The organism is Nocardiopsis codii (genome assembly GCF_036327455.1).
Classification (GTDB): domain Bacteria; phylum Actinomycetota; class Actinomycetes; order Streptosporangiales; family Streptosporangiaceae; genus Nocardiopsis; species Nocardiopsis codii.
Genome location: NZ_JAUZMY010000011.1, coordinates 25,146 through 45,845 on the forward strand (window position 1 = coordinate 25,146; position 20,700 = coordinate 45,845).

General features: G+C 71.5%; 16 protein-coding genes. 12 read left to right on the plus strand and 4 right to left on the minus strand.

All coding sequences use genetic code 11. The features are described 5' to 3' along the window. Positions 1–114: 114 nt before the first annotated feature. The 10 genes from Q8791_RS12990 to Q8791_RS13035 all read left to right on the plus strand — a co-directional run bounded on the left by Q8791_RS12990 (position 115) and on the right by Q8791_RS13035 (position 13,810). Positions 115–1,569 carry a PucR family transcriptional regulator gene (locus Q8791_RS12990; RefSeq protein ID WP_330091927.1) on the plus strand — a complete coding sequence of 485 codons (1,455 nt, stop codon included), beginning with the start codon at positions 115–117 and terminating at the stop codon, positions 1,567–1,569. Positions 1,570–1,735: 166 nt separating this feature from the next. Beyond that, on the plus strand, positions 1,736–4,858 hold the full coding sequence (locus Q8791_RS12995; RefSeq protein WP_330091928.1) for a DNA helicase: 3,123 nt from the start codon (positions 1,736–1,738) through the stop codon (positions 4,856–4,858). A 99-nt stretch (positions 4,859–4,957) separates the two neighbouring features. After that, positions 4,958–5,839: an Fpg/Nei family DNA glycosylase gene (locus tag Q8791_RS13000; RefSeq protein ID WP_330091929.1), complete on the plus strand. Its 882-nt coding sequence runs from the start codon at positions 4,958–4,960 to the stop codon at positions 5,837–5,839. Between the two features lie 119 nt (positions 5,840–5,958). Beyond that, positions 5,959–6,978 carry a LacI family DNA-binding transcriptional regulator gene (locus tag Q8791_RS13005; protein ID WP_330091930.1) on the plus strand — a complete coding sequence of 340 codons (1,020 nt, stop codon included), beginning with the start codon at positions 5,959–5,961 and terminating at the stop codon, positions 6,976–6,978. 288 nt (positions 6,979–7,266) lie between these two features. Further along, a complete protein-coding gene (locus tag Q8791_RS13010) occupies positions 7,267–8,973 on the plus strand; it encodes an ABC transporter substrate-binding protein (protein ID WP_330091931.1) in 1,707 nt (568 codons plus the stop codon). A gap of 187 nt (positions 8,974–9,160) precedes the next feature. Further along, positions 9,161–10,156 (plus strand): ABC transporter permease, encoded by a 996-nt coding sequence (locus tag Q8791_RS13015; RefSeq protein ID WP_330091932.1) that lies wholly within the window; start codon positions 9,161–9,163, stop codon positions 10,154–10,156. Beyond that, a complete protein-coding gene (locus Q8791_RS13020) occupies positions 10,153–11,061 on the plus strand; it encodes an ABC transporter permease (protein ID WP_330091933.1) in 909 nt (302 codons plus the stop codon). The genes Q8791_RS13015 and Q8791_RS13020 overlap by 4 nt, the downstream gene beginning before the upstream one ends. Further along, complete coding sequence (locus Q8791_RS13025; protein WP_330091934.1) at positions 11,061–12,011, plus strand: ABC transporter ATP-binding protein; 951 nt, start codon at positions 11,061–11,063, stop codon at positions 12,009–12,011. The genes Q8791_RS13020 and Q8791_RS13025 overlap by 1 nt, the downstream gene beginning before the upstream one ends. Positions 12,012–12,019: 8 nt before the next feature. Continuing rightward, complete coding sequence (locus Q8791_RS13030) at positions 12,020–12,928, plus strand: ABC transporter ATP-binding protein (RefSeq protein ID WP_330091935.1); 909 nt, start codon at positions 12,020–12,022, stop codon at positions 12,926–12,928. A 678-nt stretch (positions 12,929–13,606) separates the two neighbouring features. Further along, positions 13,607–13,810, plus strand: coding sequence for a cold-shock protein (locus tag Q8791_RS13035; RefSeq protein WP_267948388.1), 204 nt, complete (start codon positions 13,607–13,609; stop codon positions 13,808–13,810). 164 nt (positions 13,811–13,974) lie between these two features. Here the strand turns inward: Q8791_RS13035 and Q8791_RS13040 are convergent, their stop codons facing one another. Continuing rightward, positions 13,975–15,543 carry a glycerol-3-phosphate dehydrogenase/oxidase gene (locus tag Q8791_RS13040; RefSeq protein WP_330091936.1) on the minus strand — a complete coding sequence of 523 codons (1,569 nt, stop codon included), beginning with the start codon at positions 15,541–15,543 and terminating at the stop codon, positions 13,975–13,977. 447 nt (positions 15,544–15,990) lie between these two features. Here Q8791_RS13040 and Q8791_RS13045 point away from each other — a divergent pair, with 447 nt between their 5' ends. Together Q8791_RS13045 and Q8791_RS13050 are read left to right on the plus strand one after the other, a co-directional pair. Next, positions 15,991–16,833: a helix-turn-helix domain-containing protein gene (locus Q8791_RS13045; RefSeq protein WP_330091937.1), complete on the plus strand. Its 843-nt coding sequence runs from the start codon at positions 15,991–15,993 to the stop codon at positions 16,831–16,833. Continuing rightward, positions 16,823–17,047: a DUF397 domain-containing protein gene (locus tag Q8791_RS13050; RefSeq protein WP_330091938.1), complete on the plus strand. Its 225-nt coding sequence runs from the start codon at positions 16,823–16,825 to the stop codon at positions 17,045–17,047. Before Q8791_RS13045 ends, Q8791_RS13050 begins: the two co-directional genes overlap by 11 nt. A 65-nt stretch (positions 17,048–17,112) precedes the next feature. Here the strand turns inward: Q8791_RS13050 and Q8791_RS13055 are convergent, their stop codons facing one another. The 3 genes from Q8791_RS13055 to Q8791_RS13065 all read right to left on the minus strand — a co-directional run bounded on the left by Q8791_RS13055 (position 17,113) and on the right by Q8791_RS13065 (position 20,634). Beyond that, positions 17,113–17,862: an MIP/aquaporin family protein gene (locus Q8791_RS13055; RefSeq protein ID WP_330092054.1), complete on the minus strand. Its 750-nt coding sequence runs from the start codon at positions 17,860–17,862 to the stop codon at positions 17,113–17,115. A 220-nt stretch (positions 17,863–18,082) separates the two neighbouring features. Next, entirely contained in the window at positions 18,083–19,579 is a 1,497-nt protein-coding gene (gene glpK, locus Q8791_RS13060; protein WP_330091939.1) for a glycerol kinase GlpK, read from the minus strand. A gap of 263 nt (positions 19,580–19,842) precedes the next feature. Next, entirely contained in the window at positions 19,843–20,634 is a 792-nt protein-coding gene (locus Q8791_RS13065; RefSeq protein WP_330091940.1) for an IclR family transcriptional regulator, read from the minus strand. Positions 20,635–20,700 lie beyond the last annotated feature (66 nt).

Below are 20,700 nucleotides of genomic sequence, written 5' to 3' on the forward strand. Positions count from 1 at the left end.
CTGACACTAGGACGGCCGGAGCGGGACACGCATGGACACAGTGGATAATCAGCAGTGAGCCTTGCGCCACCGCGGTGCGGTTCGGACGGCGCACACGTGTGGAGGGAGACCTGAATGCCCCCGACCCTGGGAGCCCTGTTGCGGACGCCGCACCTGCGGCTGAGCCTGCTGGCAGGGCAGGAGAACCAGGACCGGCGCGTGGGGTGGGTCGCCGTCAGCGAGCTGGAGGACCCCACCCCCTATCTGGAGGGCGGCGAACTCCTCCTCACCACGGGAGTGCGCTGGGCGGGGGGAGTCCCCGACCTGCGCGACTACACGCGACGCCTGGCCGAGAGGCGGATCACCGCCCTGGGTTTCGCCGTGGGCGTGGTCCTGGAGGAGACCCCCGAACCCCTCCGCAGGGCCGCGGACGAGTACGGGCTCGCCCTGGTCGAGGTCGGCCGGGAGACCCCCTTCATCGCGGTCGGCAAGGAGGTGTCGCGGCTCCTGGCCAAGGAGGAGTACGAGGGCCTCAGCCGGGCCTTCGCCGCGCAGCGGGGGCTCACCCGCGCCGCGCTCACGGGGGCGCCGGCGATCGTGGACCTGCTGGCCCGCGACCTCGGCGCCTGGGTGCTGCTGCTGTCCGCGGACGGCTCCGTCCGCCACGCGGCGCCCCCGTCGGCGGCGGGGCGCGCGGCGGGGCTGGGGTCCGAGCTCGACCGCCTGCGGGACGCCGGCGTGCGCGCCAGCGTGTCCCTGACCTCCGTCGGGGAACAGGTCTCCGCGCAGCCCCTGGCGACGGGCCGCCAGGTCCGCGGGTTCCTGGTCGTCGGCGCCGGTGGAGTGCTCGGCCCGGACGAGCGCACCCTGGTCAACGCGGCGGTGTCGCTGCTCTCCCTGGAGCTGGAGCGCACCGCGCACAGCCGCACCGCGCGGGTGCACGAGGGGGTGCTCTCCGCCCTGCTCACCGGGGCCCTCGACCCGCTTCACCCGGGGGCCGGCCGACTGCGGGAGACGCTGCCGGCGGAGCCGGTCGTGGTGGCCGCGGCCACCGGGTTCGGTCCCGCGCATCCCCCCGAGGGGGTCCTGGTCACCGAGGGGGAGGGGCGGGCCCTGCTGCTGGCGCCCGCGGACACCGGCGACGGGGTGATCCGCGAGGTGTTGGAGGGGCCGGTGGGGGTGAGCGACCCGGCCGCCTACGGGGATCTGGCCCCGGCGCTCTCCCAGGCGGAGCGCGCGCTGGAGGCCGCGGACGCCACGGGTGCGGAGGACCGGATCGTCCGTGCCGGCGACCTCCCCGGCGGGCTGCTCGGCCTGGCGGACAGCCCCGACGGGGCGCGCATGGCGGCCGACCTTCTCGCACCGCTCCTCCGGGAGCGCGCCGCCCCGGAACTGCTCGCCTCGTTGCGCGCCTACCTCGCGGCCTCGGGCCGCTGGGACGCGGCGGCCGACATGCTCGGCGTCCACCGGCACACGCTCCGCTACCGCATGAACCGCATCCGGGACCTGCTTCCCGGCGACCTCGACGACCCCGACCACCGGGCCGAACTCTGGATCGCCCTCCGCGTCCACGGCGTCCGGGGGCGGTAGGGCCGGCGCCCCTCCGGCAGGGGCGCCGGATCCCCGGCGCCGCACACGCCGAAAATCAGGGGTGGTTTCCGGCGTTCCGGGGATCCGGGGGCGGTTCATCCCTCACAATGGACCCCGATAGCAGGGGGTAACCGCTTGGTCACGCAAGCGGGGTGCGGGGGGCGAAGTGAGGTCACTACGGGACGACGCGGAGGAGATCGGCGAGGGGATCGGCCCGGGGAGGGTGACCGGGATCCCCGGAGTGGTCTGCGCCCCGGGCCAACCGGGCCGGTCCGGGGTCGGCGCCGCGTCGCTCCGCTGGAAGCCGCCCATCGACCGCTCCGAGGTGCGCTCCCTCCTCTCCTACCTGCGCGCCTGTGTCCGCCGCGAGGCCGTGCACACCCACGTCGTCAGAGCCGAGCGCCTCGGCTCCGACACCTGCGCCTGCCTGCCCGACGGTCCCGAGGTCCTGTTCAGCGGGGCGGGGGAGACCCTCCGGCCGCACCCGGAGTCGGCCCGGGTCCTGCGCCTGGCCCGGCGCAGAGGACAGGCACTGCGCTACGGGTATCCGCTCGTCGTCGTCGGCGAGGGGCCGGACCGGGTCACACTGCCCCTGCTGACCGTCGACGTCCGGGTCGTGGACGACCTCGACGAGACCCGGCGCGAGCCCGACGGGCTCCTGGTCAGGGCCGTCGGTCCGCCCGACGTCAACACCGCCCTCCTGAGCCGCCTCGGCATCACCGACCCCGAGGACCTGTTCGAGCTCCGCGCACGGCTGCGGTCCGGCGCCCCCGACTCCGTGCGCAGGCCCGCCGCGGTCCACGACCTCGCCGTCAAGATCCGCGCCCTCCTCTCGCGGTTGGAGATCGAGCGGGTCGACGACATCGACCCGCTCGGCACGAGAGGCACCCCTCGCACCGTCACCGGCGGTGCGCACAACGTCGCCGTGCTCTTCCTGGCCGGACCCAGCGGGCAGGCCGAGACCGACGACGCCGAACCCGGGACCGTCGAGGGCGTCCTCGCCGACCTCGACCCGTCCGACCGCGACGGCCTCAACCCCGACGACGTCACAGGGACCGCCCTGGAGACCCTGCTCGGGCAGGCCGCCGCCCGGAGGGTCGAGGCCGACCCCGCAGGGCCCCCGGGGCGGCTGTTCAGGGGCGGCCGGGCCGCCGCACGCCGCGCCGCGCGCGACACCGCCCAGGACGCCGACGCCGCCGCCGACGCCGCCGTCCCGGTCTCGACGACCCCCCTCGACCAGGCCCAGTACGCGGTCCTGCGCGCCGCCATGAGCGAACAGCTCACCGTGGCCGCCGCCCCGCCGGGGAGCGGCGCGCACGACCTGGTGGACGCCATCGTCCGCACCGCCGTCAGCAACGGCCAGCGCGTCCTCGTCTGCGGCCGCACCGAGACCGACATCGACGAGACCACCGCCAGGGCCGACACCTCGCCCGCGCACCCCGTGGTGCGCGTCGGCGGACCGGGGCACCGCTCCGGCGAGGTGCGCATGCTCACCAGACTCCTGGCCGAGCAGGCCGGAACCCTGCCCGCCACCGCCTCCGGCCCCGCGGGCGAGGACCCCACCGCCCACTGGTCCGCCCTCGCCGAGGACTGGGCCAGGGTCCGCGAGGTGTGGAGGGACATGGACACCATGGCCTCCGGCGGACACGCCCTCGCCCACCTGGCGGAGGAGCGCGGACGGCGCATCGCCCGCGGCTGGGACCCCGACGCCCTCTTCACCCCCGAACGCGGCGGCCCCGAGTACTGGCTGCACCGGGCCGAGCGCGCCGGGGCGGGGGGCTTCGTCGGCCTCCAGCACCGCGGCGCCATCCGCCGCGAACTGGGCGTCAACACCGACCCGGACAACCTCGCCCACCTGGGCGCCATCGCCCGGATGGAGAGCGAGTGGCGCTCCGCCGTGGACCGGCGCACCCGGTGCGCGCCCCTGGGGGAGCTCACCGCCGCCCTGGCCGACGCGCTCACACGGCACCGCAGGTCCAGCGCCGCCTGCCTCCGGGCCGTCTCCGAACCCCGGCTCCGGCGCGGTCGGGCGGCGATCGAGAACCGCCTGGAGACCCTCAACTGGCACCACGGCAACGGGTGGCCCGGGGTCTGCAACCTGCTCGACACGCTGCCGGCGTGGATCTGCCGCACCGACCAGGTGAGAGCCCTGCCGCCGCAGGCGGGCCTGTTCGACCTGGTCGTCGTCCTCGGCGCGGAGCGCACCCGGGTCGCCGAACTGCTGCCCGCGCTCTACCGGGCCGGCCGGGCGGTGGTGTTCGGAGACCCCGCGCACCCCGGACCGGCCAGCGCCCTGGAACCCGACGAGGAGCGCCGGGCCCTGGCCGCCGCCGGGTTGGTCCCCGACCAGCTGGACGCCCGGGGACTCCGCCACGGGTCGGGATCGGCGTTGCGGGCCCTCTACAGGGCGGTGTCCACCATGCTGTGGCTGGACGAGCACGACGGGGCGTCGCCCCGGCTCGCCGAGACCGCGTCGCGGCACTGCTACGACGGCAGGATCGTGGTGCGTACCAGCCCCGACCCGCGCGGCGGCCCGTCGTTCGAGTGGCGCGACGTCACCGGTACCTGCGAGGCGGCGCCGGGCGCCTCCTACCTCAACCGGGACGAGGCCTACCGGGTGGCGGTGGTGGTCGCGGAGATCGACGACCGCCTGCCCCGGGGGCGGGTGGTCGCCGTCGTGGCGCCGACCCAGCCCCAGGTCGCCCTGATCCGCCGCCTGCTGCGTCGGCGCGTCCTGCTGCACGAGGTGCGGATCGGCGGCCCGGACCTCCTGGACAGGGACCGCTCCGCCGTGGACGTCACCGTGCTCTCGCCGATGCTCGCCGCCGGCGCGCCCGCGATCGCCGAGCGCAGGGTCCGGGGCATGAGCCACCTGTGGTCCTCGGTGCTCACCCGGACCCGGCAGCGGCTCGTCGTGGTGGGCGACCGGGGGTACTGGTCGGGGGACGACGGCCCTCTGGGAGACCTGGACGCCATGGTCACGGGAACCTGTGTGGCGGGCTCCGACCCGGCCGCCGCCGTGCTGGTGGAGGAGCTGAGGGCCGTCGGGACGGAGGTGGCGCTCCAGCAGACCGTCGAGGGGTGGACCGCCGACATGGTGGTCCGGTTCGGCTCCCGCCGCCTGCTGCTCCTGCTCGACCGCGAACCCGACGGGCGCGCCCTGCGCCACCTGCTCTCCAGGGGGGAGGCGCTGAACAGGGCGACCGGGGACCCCGTGGTGGTGGTCCCCGCCTGGCGCTGCCTGGCGGACCCCCGGACCCTCGTCGAGGAGATCCTCGCCGCCCACTGACCGGAGCGGGGCGGAGCGCGTACGCCACTACCCTGGGACCGCATGCCCGGAACGCGGAGGTCCGCGCACCGGCCGGGCGGTCGGGAGAGGGGAACACGGGTGCCTGAGGGTCACACGCTGCACCGTTTGGCGGCGCACTTCGAGAAGGCCTTCGGCGGTGGGACCGTCCGCGCCACCAGCCCGCAGGGCCGCTTCGCGGAGGGCGCCGCCCGGATCGACGGCCGCGTCCTCACGGAGACCGAGGCCCACGGCAAGCACCTCTTCCTCGGATTCGACTCGGGCGAGTGGCTACGGGTCCACCTGGGCCTCTACGGGGCGTGGACTTTCGGGGACGCCGACGGAGAGCGCCACCTCGGAGCCCCCCGCGCCCGGGCCGCGGACCGGCTCGCGCTGGTCCGGGACGAGGACGGCCTGGTCGTGCCTCCCGCGCCCGTCGGTGCGGTGCGGGCCAGGCTCGTCAACGCCTCCGGGTGGGCCGACCTGCGCGGCCCCTCCGCCTGCGAGGTCGTCACGGAGGAGGAGAAGCAGGCCGTCCAGGACCGGCTGGGCCCCGACCCCCTGCGCGACGACGCCGATCCCGGGCGGGCCTGGCGGACGGTCAGCCGGTCCAGGACCAGCATCGCGGCGCTGCTCATGCGGCAGGACGTGATCGCGGGGATCGGCAACATCTACCGCGCCGAGTCGCTCTTCAGGGCGGGGATCGACCCGGCGACCCCGGGGCGCGACCTGACCGCCGACCGGTGGGCTGCGCTGTGGGACGACCTCGCTCGACTGCTCCGCGACGGCGTGCGCGACGGCTACATCATCACCACGCGCCCCGAGGACCGCCCCGACCCGGACGCCCTCCCCGTGCCCAGGCCGGACTCGCTGTACGTGTGCTACCGGACCGGTGACCCGTGCCGTGTCTGCTCCTCGCCGATCGCCGCGGCGGACCTGGCCGGGCGCACCCTCTACTGGTGCCCGGGGTGCCAGCGGAGCTGACCCCCGGCCGCCCCTCGCCCAGAAAACCGCGGGACCCCGGCAGAGCCATGCAGTACAATCCCTAGCCGTCTGCTTAACCGGTTCAGTTTCTGTGATCAGGGGGGCGAATGGGAGGGTTGATGCGGCGTCCGACGATCATGGATATCGCCAAGGCCGCGGGGGTGTCCAAGGGGGCGGTCTCGTACGCGCTCAACGGGCGTCCCGGGGTCTCGGAGCAGACCCGCCGGCGCATCCTGGAGATCGCCAGCGACCTGGGCTGGGCGCCCAGCAGCCCCGCGCGGGCGCTCTCGCCGGGCGGCCGGACGGGGGCGATCGGCCTGGTGGTCGACCGCCCGGCGCACTCGCTGGGGCTCGAACCCTTCTTCATGCAGCTCGTCTCGGGCATCGAGACGGAGCTGGCCCGGTCCAACAACGACCTGTTGTTGCAGGTCACCGAGGACATGAGCGCCGAGGTCGCGGCCTACCGGCGCTGGTCCGCGGAGCGGCGCGTCGACGGCGTGATCATGGTCGACCTGCGCGTGGACGATCCCCGGATCCGCGTCGTGGAGGAACTGTCGCTGCCCTCGGTCGTCCTGGGCGGCCCCGGGGGGACGGGTTCCCTTCCGTGCCTGTACACCGACGACTCCGTCGCCATGCGCGAGGTCGTCCACTACCTGGCCGCACTGGGGCACCGGCGCATCGTGCGGGTGGCGGGTCCGGAGGAGTTCGTGCACACCCGGGCGAGGACCGGGGCCTTCCTGGACGCGGCGGAGCAGGCGGGCCTGGACGAGGCGTACTCGGTGCACGCCGACTACACGGGCGAGGCCGGGACGCGGACGACGCGCAGGCTGCTGGCGCGGACGGACCGCCCCACCGCGCTGGTCTACGACAACGACCTGATGGCCGTGGCCGGGCTCGGCGTGGCCCAGGAGATGGGCGTCAGCGTGCCTGCCCAGCTGTCGATCGTGGCGTGGGACGACTCCGTGCTGTGCCGCCTCGTGCGGCCGTCGCTGACCGCGATCGCCCGCGACATCGTGTCCTACGGCCGCCTGGCCGCCACGATGCTCGGCGACGCGATCGAGGGCCGGCCGGTGAGCAACCAGGAGACGTCCAGGGGCGAGCTGTACCCCCGGGCGAGCACGGGGCCCACGGGAGGGTGAGCCCCGGTGTCCGCGCCGTCGGCGCCTTCCGCCCGCCGGTCGGGTGACCGCCAGTGCGGAACCGGTTCAGCGAGGGCGAATTTATTGGCGTACCCGCATCTGCGCTGTTACAAGCGCATAACACCGAAGTGTCGGGGATTGACGGCCATCCCGTGGGCGTGTTGTTGTTAATGTCACTTACCCGGTTCAGCAACGGCACTGTGCGCTCTCTACTGGGAGCGCTCCCAACCCTCCGGTTCCCGGAGGGGCGTCCCCCCACAGGCCGACCGGGTGAAAGGAGGAGTCCGGATGAGAAGTCTGCGGCTTCCGGCGGCACTCGCGGCACTGGCCATCACGGTCACTGCGTGTTCGGGTGGCGCCGGGAACGATGGAGGTTCCGGGGAGTACCCCCGGAACGAGACGCTGTACACCACGGGTACGGCATGGGGTCCGCCGGTCAGCTGGAACCCGCTCATGAAGGGTCAGTACGCGCCCGGCACGATCGGTCTGGCCTACGAAACGCTCTTCCTGTACGACCCCAATGAGGGCGAGTACGTCCCCTGGCTCGCGGAGAGCGACGAGTGGACCGCGGAGAACGTCCACGAGATCACCCTCCGTGAGGGGATCACCTGGAGTGACGGTGAGCCGCTGGTCGCCGAGGACGTCGTCGCCACCCTGGAGCTGGGCCAGTTCGGCTCCGTCTCCTACAGCAACATCTGGAACTTCGTGGAGAGCGCCGAGGCCACCGACGAGCGCACGGTGACCGTCACCTTCTCCGAGAACCGCCCCCAGGAGTGGATGAACTGGGTCTACCTGAACCCGGTCCTACCCGCCCACATCTGGGGCGACATGGAGGAGACGGCGCTCACGGACAGCGCCAACGAGGACATCGTCGCCACCGGCCCCTACGTCTACGAGTCGCACACCGACGACCGGATGGTCTGGGAGCGCAACGACGAGTGGTGGGGCACCGAGGCCCTCGACCTGGAGATGCAGCCCCGCTACATCGTGGACATCGTCAACGCCTCCAACGAGGTGACGATGAACATGATCAACCAGGGGGACATCGACCTCTCCAACAACTTCCTCCCCGGGATCGACCAGGTCCTCAACAGCAACCCCAGCGTCACCAGCTTCTACGACGGTCCGCCGTACATGAAGAGCGCGAACACCGCGTGGCTGGTCCCCAACGTCACGCGCGCGCCGCTCGACGACACGGCCTTCCGCCAAGCGCTGGCCCACGCCATCGACATGGAGCAGATCATCTCCGGCCCCTACACGGACCTGGTCCAGGCGGCCAGCCCGACTGGTCTGCTGCCGGAGTGGGACGCCTACATCGACCAGGAGCTGGTCGAGGAGGAGGGCTTCACCTTCGACGCCGATGAGGCCGTCGCGATCCTCGAGGACGCCGGCTACATGGACGAGGACGGCGACGGCTACGTCGAGACGCCCGACGGCGAGCCCATCGCCCTCACCCTGCAGGTCCCCTCCGGCTGGACCGACTGGATGGAGGCGGCCCGCCTGATCGCGCAGCAGGCCCAGGCGGTCGGCATCAACATCGAGGCCCAGTTCCCCGAAGAGGACCTGCTGGTCGAGAACCGCAACTCCGGCGAGTTCGACCTGGTGATCAACAACGAGCGCCAGATGAGCAACACGCCGTGGACCTACTACGACTACCTCTTCCAGCTGCCCGTCAACGAGCAGCAGACCACCGTCAACTTCGGCCGGTACGAGAACGAGGAGGTGTGGGGGCTCGTCGAGCAGCTGGCCGCCGTCCCCGCCGACGACGTGGAGGGCGCGGCCGAGATCACCTCGCAGATCCAGGAGATCCAGCTGGCCGAGCTCCCGGCCATCCCGCTCTGGTACAACGGCCTCTGGTCGCAGGCCACCAACGAGACCTGGACCAACTGGCCCAGCGAGCAGGAGGGTGCTCCGCAGAGCGCGGCGACCCTCTGGAACGGTTGGCTCGAGCTGGGCGCCATCCACACCCTCGCGGAGATCGAACCGGTCGGTTAGCGGACGGCGGCGGCACGCCCCGCCGCCGGTCCCCGACCGTTCCCAGCCCGGCCGCGGCACGGCACACGAGCCCCGGCCGGGCCCGTCCCGGAGGCGGGGCGCGGGGCGGACCCCTTCCCCTTCACCGGCCCGCCCCGCGCCCCCTCCGGGCCCCTCGACTGTCCGCCGCCATCACCTGGAGGAACGTGTGTGGCGCTACATCGGCCGTAAGCTCTTCGTCTACCTGCTTACGTTCGTCATCGCGGTCACCATCAACTGGATGATCCCGCGCTTCATGCCGGGCGACCCCGTCCGCAGCATGCTCGCGCGCGCCTCGGTCGGCAACCCCGAGGCCCTCGAGCGCATGACCACCTACTACAACGAGGTCTTCGGCCTCGACACGCCGCTGTACCAGCAGTACTTCAGCTTCTGGGGCGGGCTGCTCCAGGGCGACCTGGGCGTCAGCGTGATGCTCTACCCCGAACCCGTCGCCGACGTGATCATGCGCTCGGTGCCCTACACCCTGGCCGTGCTGCTCCCCGCGATCCTGCTCAGCTGGGTCGTCGGCAACCACTTCGGGGCCTTCGCCGCCCGGAGCAAGATCCTCGACAACACGATCCTGCCGCTCGGGTACATCCTGACCGCCACGCCCTACATGTGGCTGGCCCTGCTGCTCGCCTGGAGCCTGGGCGTCGTCGCCGGGGTCTTCCCGGTCTCGGGCGGATACAGCTTCTCCCTGCGCCCCGAATTCAGCTGGCTGTTCATCTCCAACCTGATCAGCCACTGGTTCCTGCCGTTCCTGTCCATGTTCGTCGTGGCGCTGGGCGGCTGGGCGATCGGCATGCGGAACATGATCATCTACGAGCTGGAGGCGGACTACTCGAACTACCTCCAGGCCCTCGGCGCGCCGCGCAGGCTGGTCCGCAAGTACGCCTTCCGCAACGCGATGCTGCCGCAGATCACCGGACTCGCGGTGCAGCTGGGCACGATCATCGCCGGATCGCTGCTCACCGAGATCGTGTTCAACTACCCCGGCCTCGGCACCCTCATCATCCAGTCGCTGAACAGCCGGGACTTCTTCCTGCTCCAGGGGATCTTCCTGTTCGTGGTCGTCGGGGTGCTGATCGCCAACTTCATCATCGACATCGTGTACGTCCTGGTTGACCCGCGCACCCGGGTCCAGATGACGGGAGGCTCGTCATGACCAACGTCGCCGGGGCACCGGGAGCCCAGGAACCCGCCGCCGCGGAGCCGGCGGCGCCGCGCAAGGGCTCCGAGTCACTCCACTACGCCCGCCGCAACCCCAAGCTGCTCATCGGCCTGGGCATCGTCCTCGCGTTCCTCCTGCTCGGCCTCATCGGCCCCCTCTTCGTCGACCACGGGCCCAACGAGTACGTCGGCCCCCAGAGCCAACCCCCCAACGGCGAGTTCTGGCTGGGCACCACCTCCTTCGGCCAGGACATCTGGGCGCAGTTCGTGTTCGGGGTGCGCACCACGTTCCTCATCGGCGTGTTCGGCGGCGGTGTCGCGTTCGTCATCGGCACGGCGGTCGGCTTCGTCGCCGGCTACAAGGGCGGGATCGTCGACGAGATCCTCAACATGATCACGAACGTGGTCCTGGTCCTGCCCGCGATGGTCGTGCTGATCGTCGCGATCGCCTACCTGGACGCGCGCGGCGTGTTCGTGCAGGGCCTCTTCATCGGCCTCACCTCGTGGCCGTGGGCCGCGCGCGCGGTCCGCTCGCAGGCGCTGTCGCTGGCCACCCGCGACTACGTGGACCTGGCCCGCCTCAGCGGCCGGCGCACGGGGAAGATCATCACCACCGAGATCGCCCCGAACATGAGCTCCTACCTGGTGATGTCCTTCATCCTGCTGTTCGGCGGCGCCATCCTCATCGCCGCGGGCCTCGACTTCATCGGGCTCGGCCCCTCGGACGGGGTGTCCCTCGGCCTGATGCTGGAGAGCGCCGTCGCGTGGAGCGCCCTGCAATTCGGTATGTGGTGGTGGTTCGTCCCACCGGGCCTCGGCATCACGGTGATCGTGAGCTCGCTGTACATCCTCAACGTCGGGTTGGACGAGGTCTTCAACCCCAAGCTGCGGGAGCTGTAATGACCCTGCGCGTCAACGACCTGAAGGTCTACTACCAGACCCTGCGCGGGGACGTCCACGCCCTCGACGGGGTCACGTTCGACCTCGCCGACGGCGAGATCATGGGCCTGGCGGGGGAGTCCGGCTGCGGCAAGACCACCCTGGGCAAGAGCCTGATCCGGCTGGACTCGCGGATGCGTCACGTCGGCGGCAGCATCGAGCTGGACGGCAAGGACGTGCCGATCGCGGACGACAACGCGATGGTCCCCCTCCGGTACAACGAGATCTCGCTCATCCCGCAGTACGCGATGAGCGCGCTCAACCCCACCCGCAAGATCGGGCGGATGATCAACGAGCTGCTCCGTTCGCGCGGAGTCAGCCCGGCCGACATCTCCAAGGAGCTCACGCGGCGCCTGGAGCTGGTCGGACTCGACGCGGACGTGCTGAACCGGTTCCCGATCGAGCTGTCCGGCGGCATGAAGCAGCGCGTCGTCATGGTGATGGCCACGCTGCTCAACCCGTCGCTGCTCATCGCCGACGAGGTCACCTCCGCGCTCGACGTGTCCACGCAGCGGCAGGTCGCCGAGTCGCTGGTGGAGTTCCGCGACCGCGAGTACGTCAAGAGCATGGTCTTCGTGACCCACGACATCTCGCTCGTGTACCAGATGGCCGACACGATCATGGTGATGTACGCGGGCCGGATCGCGGAGAAGGCCCCGGCGAAGACCATCATCAACGAGCCCCGGCACCCGTACACCCAGATGCTCATCTCGGCGCTCCCCGAGGTCGGCTCGACCCAGGAGCAGGGCCGCCTGGAGGGCATCCCCGGGACCCCGCCGGGACTGCTCAACCCGCCGACCGGCTGCCGGTTCAGGGACCGATGCCCGATGGCCTTCTCCAAGTGCTCCGAACAGCCGCCGCTGCTGGAGATCGAACCCGGCCACTGGGCCGCCTGCTGGAAGACGGGGTGAGGTAGACCGTGCTGGAACTCAGTCACGTTCACAAGGTGTACCGGGTGGGCGCGTTCGGCGGCGGTCGCCTGCGCGCGGTGCGCGACGTCAGCCTGAAGGTGGAGCCGGGCGAGGTCGTCTCGCTCATCGGTGAGAGCGGCAGCGGCAAGAGCACCCTCGGCAAGATGGTGCTCGGCCTGAGCAAGCCGACCGGCGGCACCATCACGTTCGAAGGCACCGACATCACCACCATCCGGGGCCACGCCGCGCGCAAGGAGTACTACCGCCGGGTGCAGGGGGTCTTCCAGGACCCGTTCAGCTGCTTCAACCCGATCTTCAAGGCGGACCGGGTCTTCGAGATGATCCGGACCTCCTACTTCCCCGGGGTGTCGGAGGCGGACTGGCGGGACCGGGTCCTGGCCGCTCTGGCCACGGTCCGGCTGGACCCGGGCAACGTCCTGGGCAAGTACCCCCACCAGCTCAGCGGCGGCCAGCTGCAGCGAGTGCTGATCGCGCGGGCGCTGCTCCTGGACATCAAGCTGCTGGTGGCCGACGAGATCATCAGCATGCTCGACGCGTCCACGCGCATCGACGTCCTCAACCTGCTGAGCGACCTCAAGGAGCGGGGGCTGGGCATCCTGTTCGTCACCCACGACCTCTCGCTCGGCAACTACGTGAGCGACAGGTCGGTGATCCTGCGCAAGGGGGCCATCGCCGAGATGGGCCCCACGCTCCGGGTCTTCGAGAACCCCCTGCACCCGTACAGCCGCCACCTCCTCTCGTGCGTGCCGCAGCTGCACCGCACCTGGGCGGAGGTCGACGCCGAGCTGGCCGCCAACCCGCCGGAGGACGTCGTCCTGCCGGTGGCGCCGGACGACGACTCGGCGCCGCTGATCGAGGCGGAGAAGGACCACTTCGTCGGGATCGACCAGGGGTAGTCCGTGCGCGCCGCGGCGCGGGGTTCGCACGGGGGTGCGTGTGGTGGGGGCGGTCGGACACGGGCGCCGCTCCCACCGGTGCCGTGCGCTTCTCCGGGCCCCGCGGCGGTGTGCGCCGGCCGGAAACGGAATTCGCCGCCGAAACCAGTGCGGATCGTTCCGATGTGCGCGCGATGGCGAAGTCCCCGGCGCGGTGCGGGTTCCGGACCGTGCCTCTCGGAGGCGTTCACCGGGCGTGTCCGGGGGCGGTTCGAGCGCTCCGGCGGGGCGGCGCCGAGGGGATTTCCGAGGGGTTCCGCCACGGCCGCGGGCGACGGGCGGGGTTGCGGGCGCCCGCATCCGCCTCCACACCGGCATCGGCGCTGACGTGCGCGAACGACACGCCGGCGACAGCTCCGCGAACAGAGCGCGACACGCCGGTGGCCATCGCCCGGGCCACGCGCGGTTCCCTCCCAGCCCGGCGGTATTCCTGCCGGAGCCGTGCGGGTTGCCACACCGAAAACCTTCGCGAGTTGGCCGGGCTGTGGTAAGTTCGGTGAAGATTGTTAGTCGTTGAATTTCGCAGTTGGTGTCTTGCCCGCGGAGTTTGTGACCGGCGGGCGGTTTCTCTTGGAGTCGGCTCGCGGCAATTATCGGACGTGAGTATGCGTTCGTGTACACCGAGCTGAAGGAGAGAACATGGCTCAGGGAACTGTGAAGTGGTTCAACGGCGAGAAGGGCTTCGGCTTCATCTCCCCCGACGACGGTGGCCCCGACGCCTTCGTTCACTACAGCGCCATCCAGGGTAGCGGCTTCCGCAACCTGGAGGAGAACCAGCGCGTGGAGTTCGAGATCGTCGCCGGCACCCGCGGCCCGCAGGCCGAGAACGTCGTCGCGCTCTAAGACGTAGAACGTCGTAGGACGCCCCGGAAGGCATCGCCTTCCGGGGCGTTCGCGTGTCCGGGGCCTGTGAGCGGGAGGCGCCCCGCACGGCCCGGCGGCTCCCGGCCGTCCGGAGCGGGTTCCCGGGCGGGACCGCGGGACCGCCGGCGGTCCCGCGGTGGTCCTCAGCCCTTGAGCAGCTCCTCCGTGCGCGTGCGCACCTCCGGGGTGTCCAGTCCGCGCACGGTCACCGTGGTGCGGCGGCGCAGCACGTCGTCGACGGTCACCGCCCACTCGCGGTCCCGCGCGAAGACCACCTGGGCCCAGATGTCGGGCCCGTCGGGGTGGATGCGCGCGCCCAGGTCCGGGGTGTCCCGCACCAGGGCGGCGATGTCCATCGCCAGGCTTCCGTAGTGCGACGCCAGGTGGCGCGCGACCAGCGGGTCGAGCCGGGCGCCGGGGTCGCGGTCGATGATGAGCCGCTGGGTCACGGCGTCCGGGCTGGCGAGGCCGGGCAGGGGCACCGTGCGCAGCGGGTCGACCATGTCCTCGCCCACCGGCACCGCCGTGACCTTGCGCAGCTCCTCCAGGACGGTGCGGCCGATGTGCCGGTACGTCGTCCACTTGCCGCCCGCCACCGACAGCATTCCGCCGCGCCCCTCGCTCACCACGGTCTCCCGCTTGGCCGCGCTGGTTCCGCCGGGGCCGCCGGGCAGCACCCGCAGGCCCGCGAAGGAGTACGTCACCTGGGAGGCGTCCAGGTAGGGCGCGTCGATGCCCACCGCGGCCTCGCCCAGGATCTGTTCGACGTCGGAGGGCACCACTCCCACGTCGGCCGGGTCGCCGGTGTACTCCTCGTCCGTGGTGCCGAGCAGCAGCCTCCCCTCCCAGGGGATGGCGAAGGACACCCGGTACCGGTCCACGGGGATGGTCAGCGCCGCTCGCCACGGCTCCGGGGTGCGCAGGACCAGGTGGGCGCCCTTGGACAGGCGCACGCTGGGTCCGGCGGCGGGGTCCTCCATCCGGCGCAGGCGGTCCACCCACGGCCCCGTGGCGTTGAGGACCAGCCGGGCGTCGATCCCGAACTCGTGACCGCCGACGCGGTCGCGCAGGTCGGCGCCGGAGACCCTGCCCCGCGTGGTGCGCAGGCCCACGACCTCGGCGTGGTTGAGCACCACCGCGCCCGCGTCGGCGGCGGCGCGCACGGTCATGACGGCCATTCGGCTGTCGTTCATCTGGTGGTCGCTGTAGGCGGCCACCGACCGCAGGCCGTCGGTGCGCAGTCCTGGGGCGAGGCGCTTGGCCTGGGTGGGGGAGAGCAGGCGCCCCATCCCGTCGCCGAACGCGGACAGGGCCGAGTACAGGAACACCCCGGCGCCCATCTTCGCCGCGCCGTGCGGGCCGCCCGAGTAGACCGGCACCAGGAACGGCATGTGGTTGACCAGGTGCGGGGCCACGTCGGAGGCGAGGGAGCGGCGCTCCCGGTGGTTCTCCGCGACCAGGCGCACGTTGCCGGTCTGGAGGTAGCGCAGTCCGCCGTGCACCAGCTTGGAGGAGGCACTGGAGGTGGCCCCGGCGAAGTCGCCGGAGTCGACCATGGCCACCCGGAGTCCCGCCTGGGTCGCGGTCCAGGCGGCGGAGGTGCCGAGGATGCCGCCGCCGACGACGAGGAGGTCGAAGGTTCCCCGGGCGAGCTCGTTCCGGGTGCGGGAGCGGGCGGAGGAGGTGTCGTTCTGGCGGGCGCTGGTGGTCATGGCTGGTGCTCCGTCCGTTCGGAGGGATGGCGGGGACTCCGCGAGCGCCTGAACGGGCTCGACCCTTCAGGCGCGTGTTGACTGCATAATACGACAATGCCGAACGCGGCTGCTCTCTGAGGTTGGGGAGTGTGGATGTCGTTGCTCGACGGCCGGGTCTGGCAGCATCGATGCGCTACTGGTGTGACTGGTGGGAGTGGTGTGAACTCAGAGAGTGCTTGATGTGCGGCATTGTCGAATTGTGGGCGGATGGGTTGATGCGGGACCGACGTTCGGGGGCTCCCACGCGCCTGTCGTGAGGGCGGCAGGATTCCACCCAGGAAAAACCTGGAATCCAGTACATACGGGGCCGACGTCCCGGTTTCCCGGCCTCTGCGCGGTTTCGGGGCCCGGGTTCCTCGGATTGCCCCACTGGAGGGACACCCCGAGTTCTACGATTGGGGCATCATGGCGACCAGGTACTCACCCACGATCCGGCGCCGCCGCCTCTCCGCCGAACTCCGGCGGCTGCGGCTGGCCGCGAGGAAGACCAGCGAAGAGGCCGCCGCCGCCTCGGGACTGTCCAAGTCCACCTACTCCAACATCGAGTCGGGAGTGAAGAAGCGCCCCAGACTCAGCGAGGTCCGCGCCATCCTGGACGCCTTCGGCGCCGGACCCGGCCAGGAGTACGACGAGATCCTCAACCTGTGCAGGCAGGCCCTCGAGCGCGGCTGGTGGACCCGCTACCGCGACGTCCTCGCGGCGCGCTACGTCGGCTTCGAGACCGAGGCGTGCTCCATCACCACCTGGCAGCCGCTCGTCCTGCCGGGGCTGCTCCAGGTGCCCGAGTACATGCGGGTGACGGCCCTGGCCGGCCTGGCCAACCCCCAGGACATCCGCAGGGTGACGGACGCCAGGATGACCCGTCAGCGCATCCTGGACGACGACGACCCGCCGGAGCTGTACGCGATCTTCGACGAGGGGGCGCTGCTGCGGCTGCGGGACTTCCCGGACGCCCGACGGATCCAGGTCGCGCACATCGTGGAGATGGCCGAGCGTCCCCACGTCACCGTCCAGATGACCCTGGCCACCAAGCTCAACCCCGGTTCCGGCGGCCCCTTCGTGATCATGGAGTTCCCCGAGTCCGTCGACCCGATGGTCGTCTACCTGGAGACCGACACCGACGGCATCTACCTGGAGGAGCCCGACGAGGTGGTGCGCTACCAGAACATCGTCAACCACCTCCGGCTGGTCGCCCTCCGCCCGGGGGAGACGCTCGACTACCTCAGAGAGGTCCACCTTGGGGCGTAGCGCGGACGGCCGCGCGGAGGCCCCGTTCAGGAAGTCCTCGCACAGCCAGCCCAACCAGGGCGAGTGCCTGGAGGTGGCCGACCTCCCCGGGGTCCACGCCGTGCGCGACACCCGCAACCGCCGGGCGGGGGCGCTGCTCTTCGTGTCGGCCGAGTGGCACGCCCTGCTCGCCGCGCTGCGGGCCCCGGGGTCCGCCGGTCCCGACCACGGGTGACGACCGCCCGGAGACGGCGGCGGGGCGCCCCGCGTTCGCGCGGGGCGCCCCGTTCGGCGGAGGGGTCAGGCCCCGAAACCGGTCAGCTTCCAGATCCACGCGCCGATCACGCCGCCCACGAGGGGGCCGACGACGGGGATCCAGGAGTACCCCCAGTCCGAGCCGCCCTTGCCCGGGATCGGCAGCAGCGCGTGTGCCAGGCGCGGGCCCAGGTCGCGGGCCGGGTTGATCGCGTAGCCCGTCGGCCCGCCCAGCGACAGGCCGATCGCGAGCACCAGCAGACCGATCATCAGCGGCGCGATGCCGTTGGTGAACAGGCCGCTCAGATCCGCGTCGCCCGGTGAGACGAAGCCGGAGTTCGCGCCGATCCCGAGCACACCGAGGAGCAGCATCGCGGTACCGATGATCTCGGTGGCGAGGTTGGCGACCGGGTTGCGCACACCGGGGGCGGTGCTGAACACGCCGAGCTTCGCGTCCGGGTCGTCGGTCACCTTCCAGTGCGCGAAGTAGGCCAGGTACACCAGGACCGCACCGGTGAACGCACCGGCCAGCTGCGACAGCATGTAACCGGGCACCTGGGCCCAGTCGAACTCCCCGATGCTCGCAAGACCGAGCGTGACCGCGGGGTTGATGTGCGCGCCGCTCGTGGAGCCGACGACGTAGACGGCCATCGCGACCGCCATACCCCAGCCGAACGTGACCACGATCCAGCCCCCGTTGAGGGCCTTCGAGCGGGCGAGGGAGACACCGGCGACGACACCGCCGCCGAGCAGGATCAGGATCGCCGTTCCGACGAACTCTGCCAGGTACACCATGAGGACCTCCGCCCCGGTGAGGGGCAGCCGGGTCACGGGAGGTCAGGTGTGCTCGCGGGGCGCGACCGCACGCCGGACGCGGGCATAATCAGACACACCCGTCACAGGATTGGGATGGGTCGGGGGCGCGGTTCCGTGCCCCCTGTACCGCCTCCCAGGGGTTCAGGTGGCAGCCGTGGCACCCCTGGGCGGCGGTCGTTCGGGCGAGGTCCGTCCCGCCCTACGCTTCCTCGTGCTCCACCCAGTCCAGGGTGCGTCGCACGGCCTTGTTCCAGTTGTGGTACTCGCGTTCGCGGACGGCGGGCTCCATCTGCGGGCTCCACTCGGCCGCCTTGTGCCAGTTGGCGCGCAGCGTCTCCACGTCGGGCCAGTAGCCCACGGCCAGCCCGGCGGCGTAGGCGGCGCCGAGGCACGTGGTCTCGGCGACCATCGGCCGTACGACCTCGGCGTCGAGGACGTCGGACAGGATCTGCATGAGCAGGTTGTCGGCGGTCATGCCGCCGTCCACCTTGAGTGTCGTCAGATCGATCCGGGCGTCGGCGTTCATGGCGTCGACCACCTCACGTGTCTGCCATGCGGTGGCCTCCAGGACGGCGCGTGCGATGTGTCCCTTGGTGACGTACCCGGTCAGGCCCGCCATGACGCCCCGGGCGTCGCTGCGCCAGTGGGGGGCGAACAGGCCGGAGAACGCGGGAACGATGTAGCAGCCCCCGTTGTCGTCCACGGTGCGGGCCAGGGTCTCGATCTCCGGCGCGGTCGAGATCAGACCGAGGTTGTCCCGCAGCCACTGCACCAGCGACCCGGTGACCGCGATGGAGCCCTCCAGGGCGTACACGGCCGGCTGGTCCCCGAGCTTGTAGCCGAGCGTGGTGAGAAGGCCGTTCTGGGAGGTCACCGGCTCGGTGCCGGTGTTCATCACCAGGAACGTGCCGGTGCCGTAGGTGCCCTTGACGTCGCCCGGGTCGAAACAGGTCTGACCGAACAGGGCGGCGTGCTGGTCGCCGAGCGCGGACGCGACGGGGGTGCCGGCCAAGTAGCCGCGGGCCTCGCCGTAGACCTCGGACGAGGAGCGGATCTCCGGCAGGATCCCCGCCGGGATGCCGAGGGCGGCGAGGGTCTCGGGGTCCCACTGCAGGGTGGCCAGGTTCATCAGCATGGTGCGGCTGGCGTTGGTCACGTCGGTGACGTGGCGGCCGGTCAGCTTCCAGATGATCCACGTGTCCATGGTGCCGAACAGGACCTCGCCGCGCTCGGCCCGTTCGCGGAGTCCGTCGACGTTGTCGAGCAGCCAGCGCAGCTTGGGGCCGGAGAAGTAGGTGGCCAGCGGCAGGCCGGACCTCGCGCGGAACCGGTCCTGGCCGCCGTCGGCGGAGAGTTCGCGGACCAGTTCGTCGGTGCGGGTGTCCTGCCAGACGATGGCGTTGTGGACGGGCTTGCCGGTCTCCCGGTCCCAGACCACGGTGGTCTCGCGCTGGTTGGTGATGCCGACGGCGGCGACCTGGTCCGGCGTGATGTCGCTCTTCTCCAGGGCCTCCTGGACCACCACCTCGACGTTGGTCCAGATCTCCTCGGCGTCGTGTTCGACCCACCCGGGCCTGGGGAAGATCTGCCTGTGCTCGCGTTGGTCGACGGAGACGATGCGTCCGTCCCGGTCGAAGAGGATGCAGCGGCTCGACGTGGTGCCCTGGTCGATCGCGGCGACGTACTGCTGACTCATCGTTTGCTCGCCTTCAAGGTGGAGGGCTCGGGATGGGGCCGGACACACACGCACACGGGTTATCCCCGCACGTTGTACGACATTGACGCATGGGTAGGCGTTAGTTTCCTCAGTTCTTCCTCCCCATGTCAAGACCGTGTGACGCAATCGTGTCGCGTGGGTCACGTAGCCCGCCGACCAACGGTGCCAGGGAAGGGTCCGCACACGGAAGTCACCGCGCGGGAGCGGGCGCGGGACGGTGGGGAGGAACGGGGCGGAACGGCTCAGTACGGGGTGACGCCCAGGTCCCGGGAGACGGCCCTCGCCGCGTCGCGCACGTAGGAGACCTGCTCCATGTCCGGGAGGCCCCCGTCGCCGCGCAGCCGCTCGACGGCGCCGCGCACGCCGATGGCGCCGACGGTCGTGCCGCGCCGGTCGCGGATGGGCGCGGCGATCGACACCTCGCCCTCGACGAGTTCCTCGACCTCCCAGGCCCAGCCGTTCTCGCGGACCTCGTCGAGCAGCCGTTCCAGTGCGGCGGGGGAGGTGACGGTGTGCCGGGTGAACGACGGGAGGGTTACCCGTCCGCCCTCCTCGACGGCGTCCGCGTCCTCCTCGGGCACGGCCAGGGGGTCGAAGGCCATGAGGACACGGCCGATGGCGGTGGCGTGCAGGGGGAGCAGTGTGCCCACGTCGAGCGTCTGGTGGGACGAGTCCGGGCGGAAGACGTGGTGCACCACCAGCGCCTGGTGCTTGTGCAGGGTTCCGATGCGCACGCTCTCACCGCTGCGGGAGGCGAGGCTGTCGGCCCAGTTCAGGGCGCGGGTGCGCAGTTCGTTGCCGTCCAGGTAGCGGGTGCCCAGGCTCAGCATGCCCCCGCCCAGGCGGTAGCGGCCCGACTCGGGGTCCTGCTCGACGAACCCCACGTGCTGGAGGGTGCGCAGGATGCCGAGCGCGGTGCCCTTGGGGAGTTCCAGTGACCGGGAGATCTCCGCCAGGCTCAGACCCCGCGAGCCGGTGGCCAGGATCCGGAGGATGGCCGCCGCGCGTTCGATCGACTGGATTCGTCCCGGCATTGAGGTGCTACCACTCTCTAGTACGACAATGTCATACGCGAAATGCTACTACGCGATGTGAGGTCC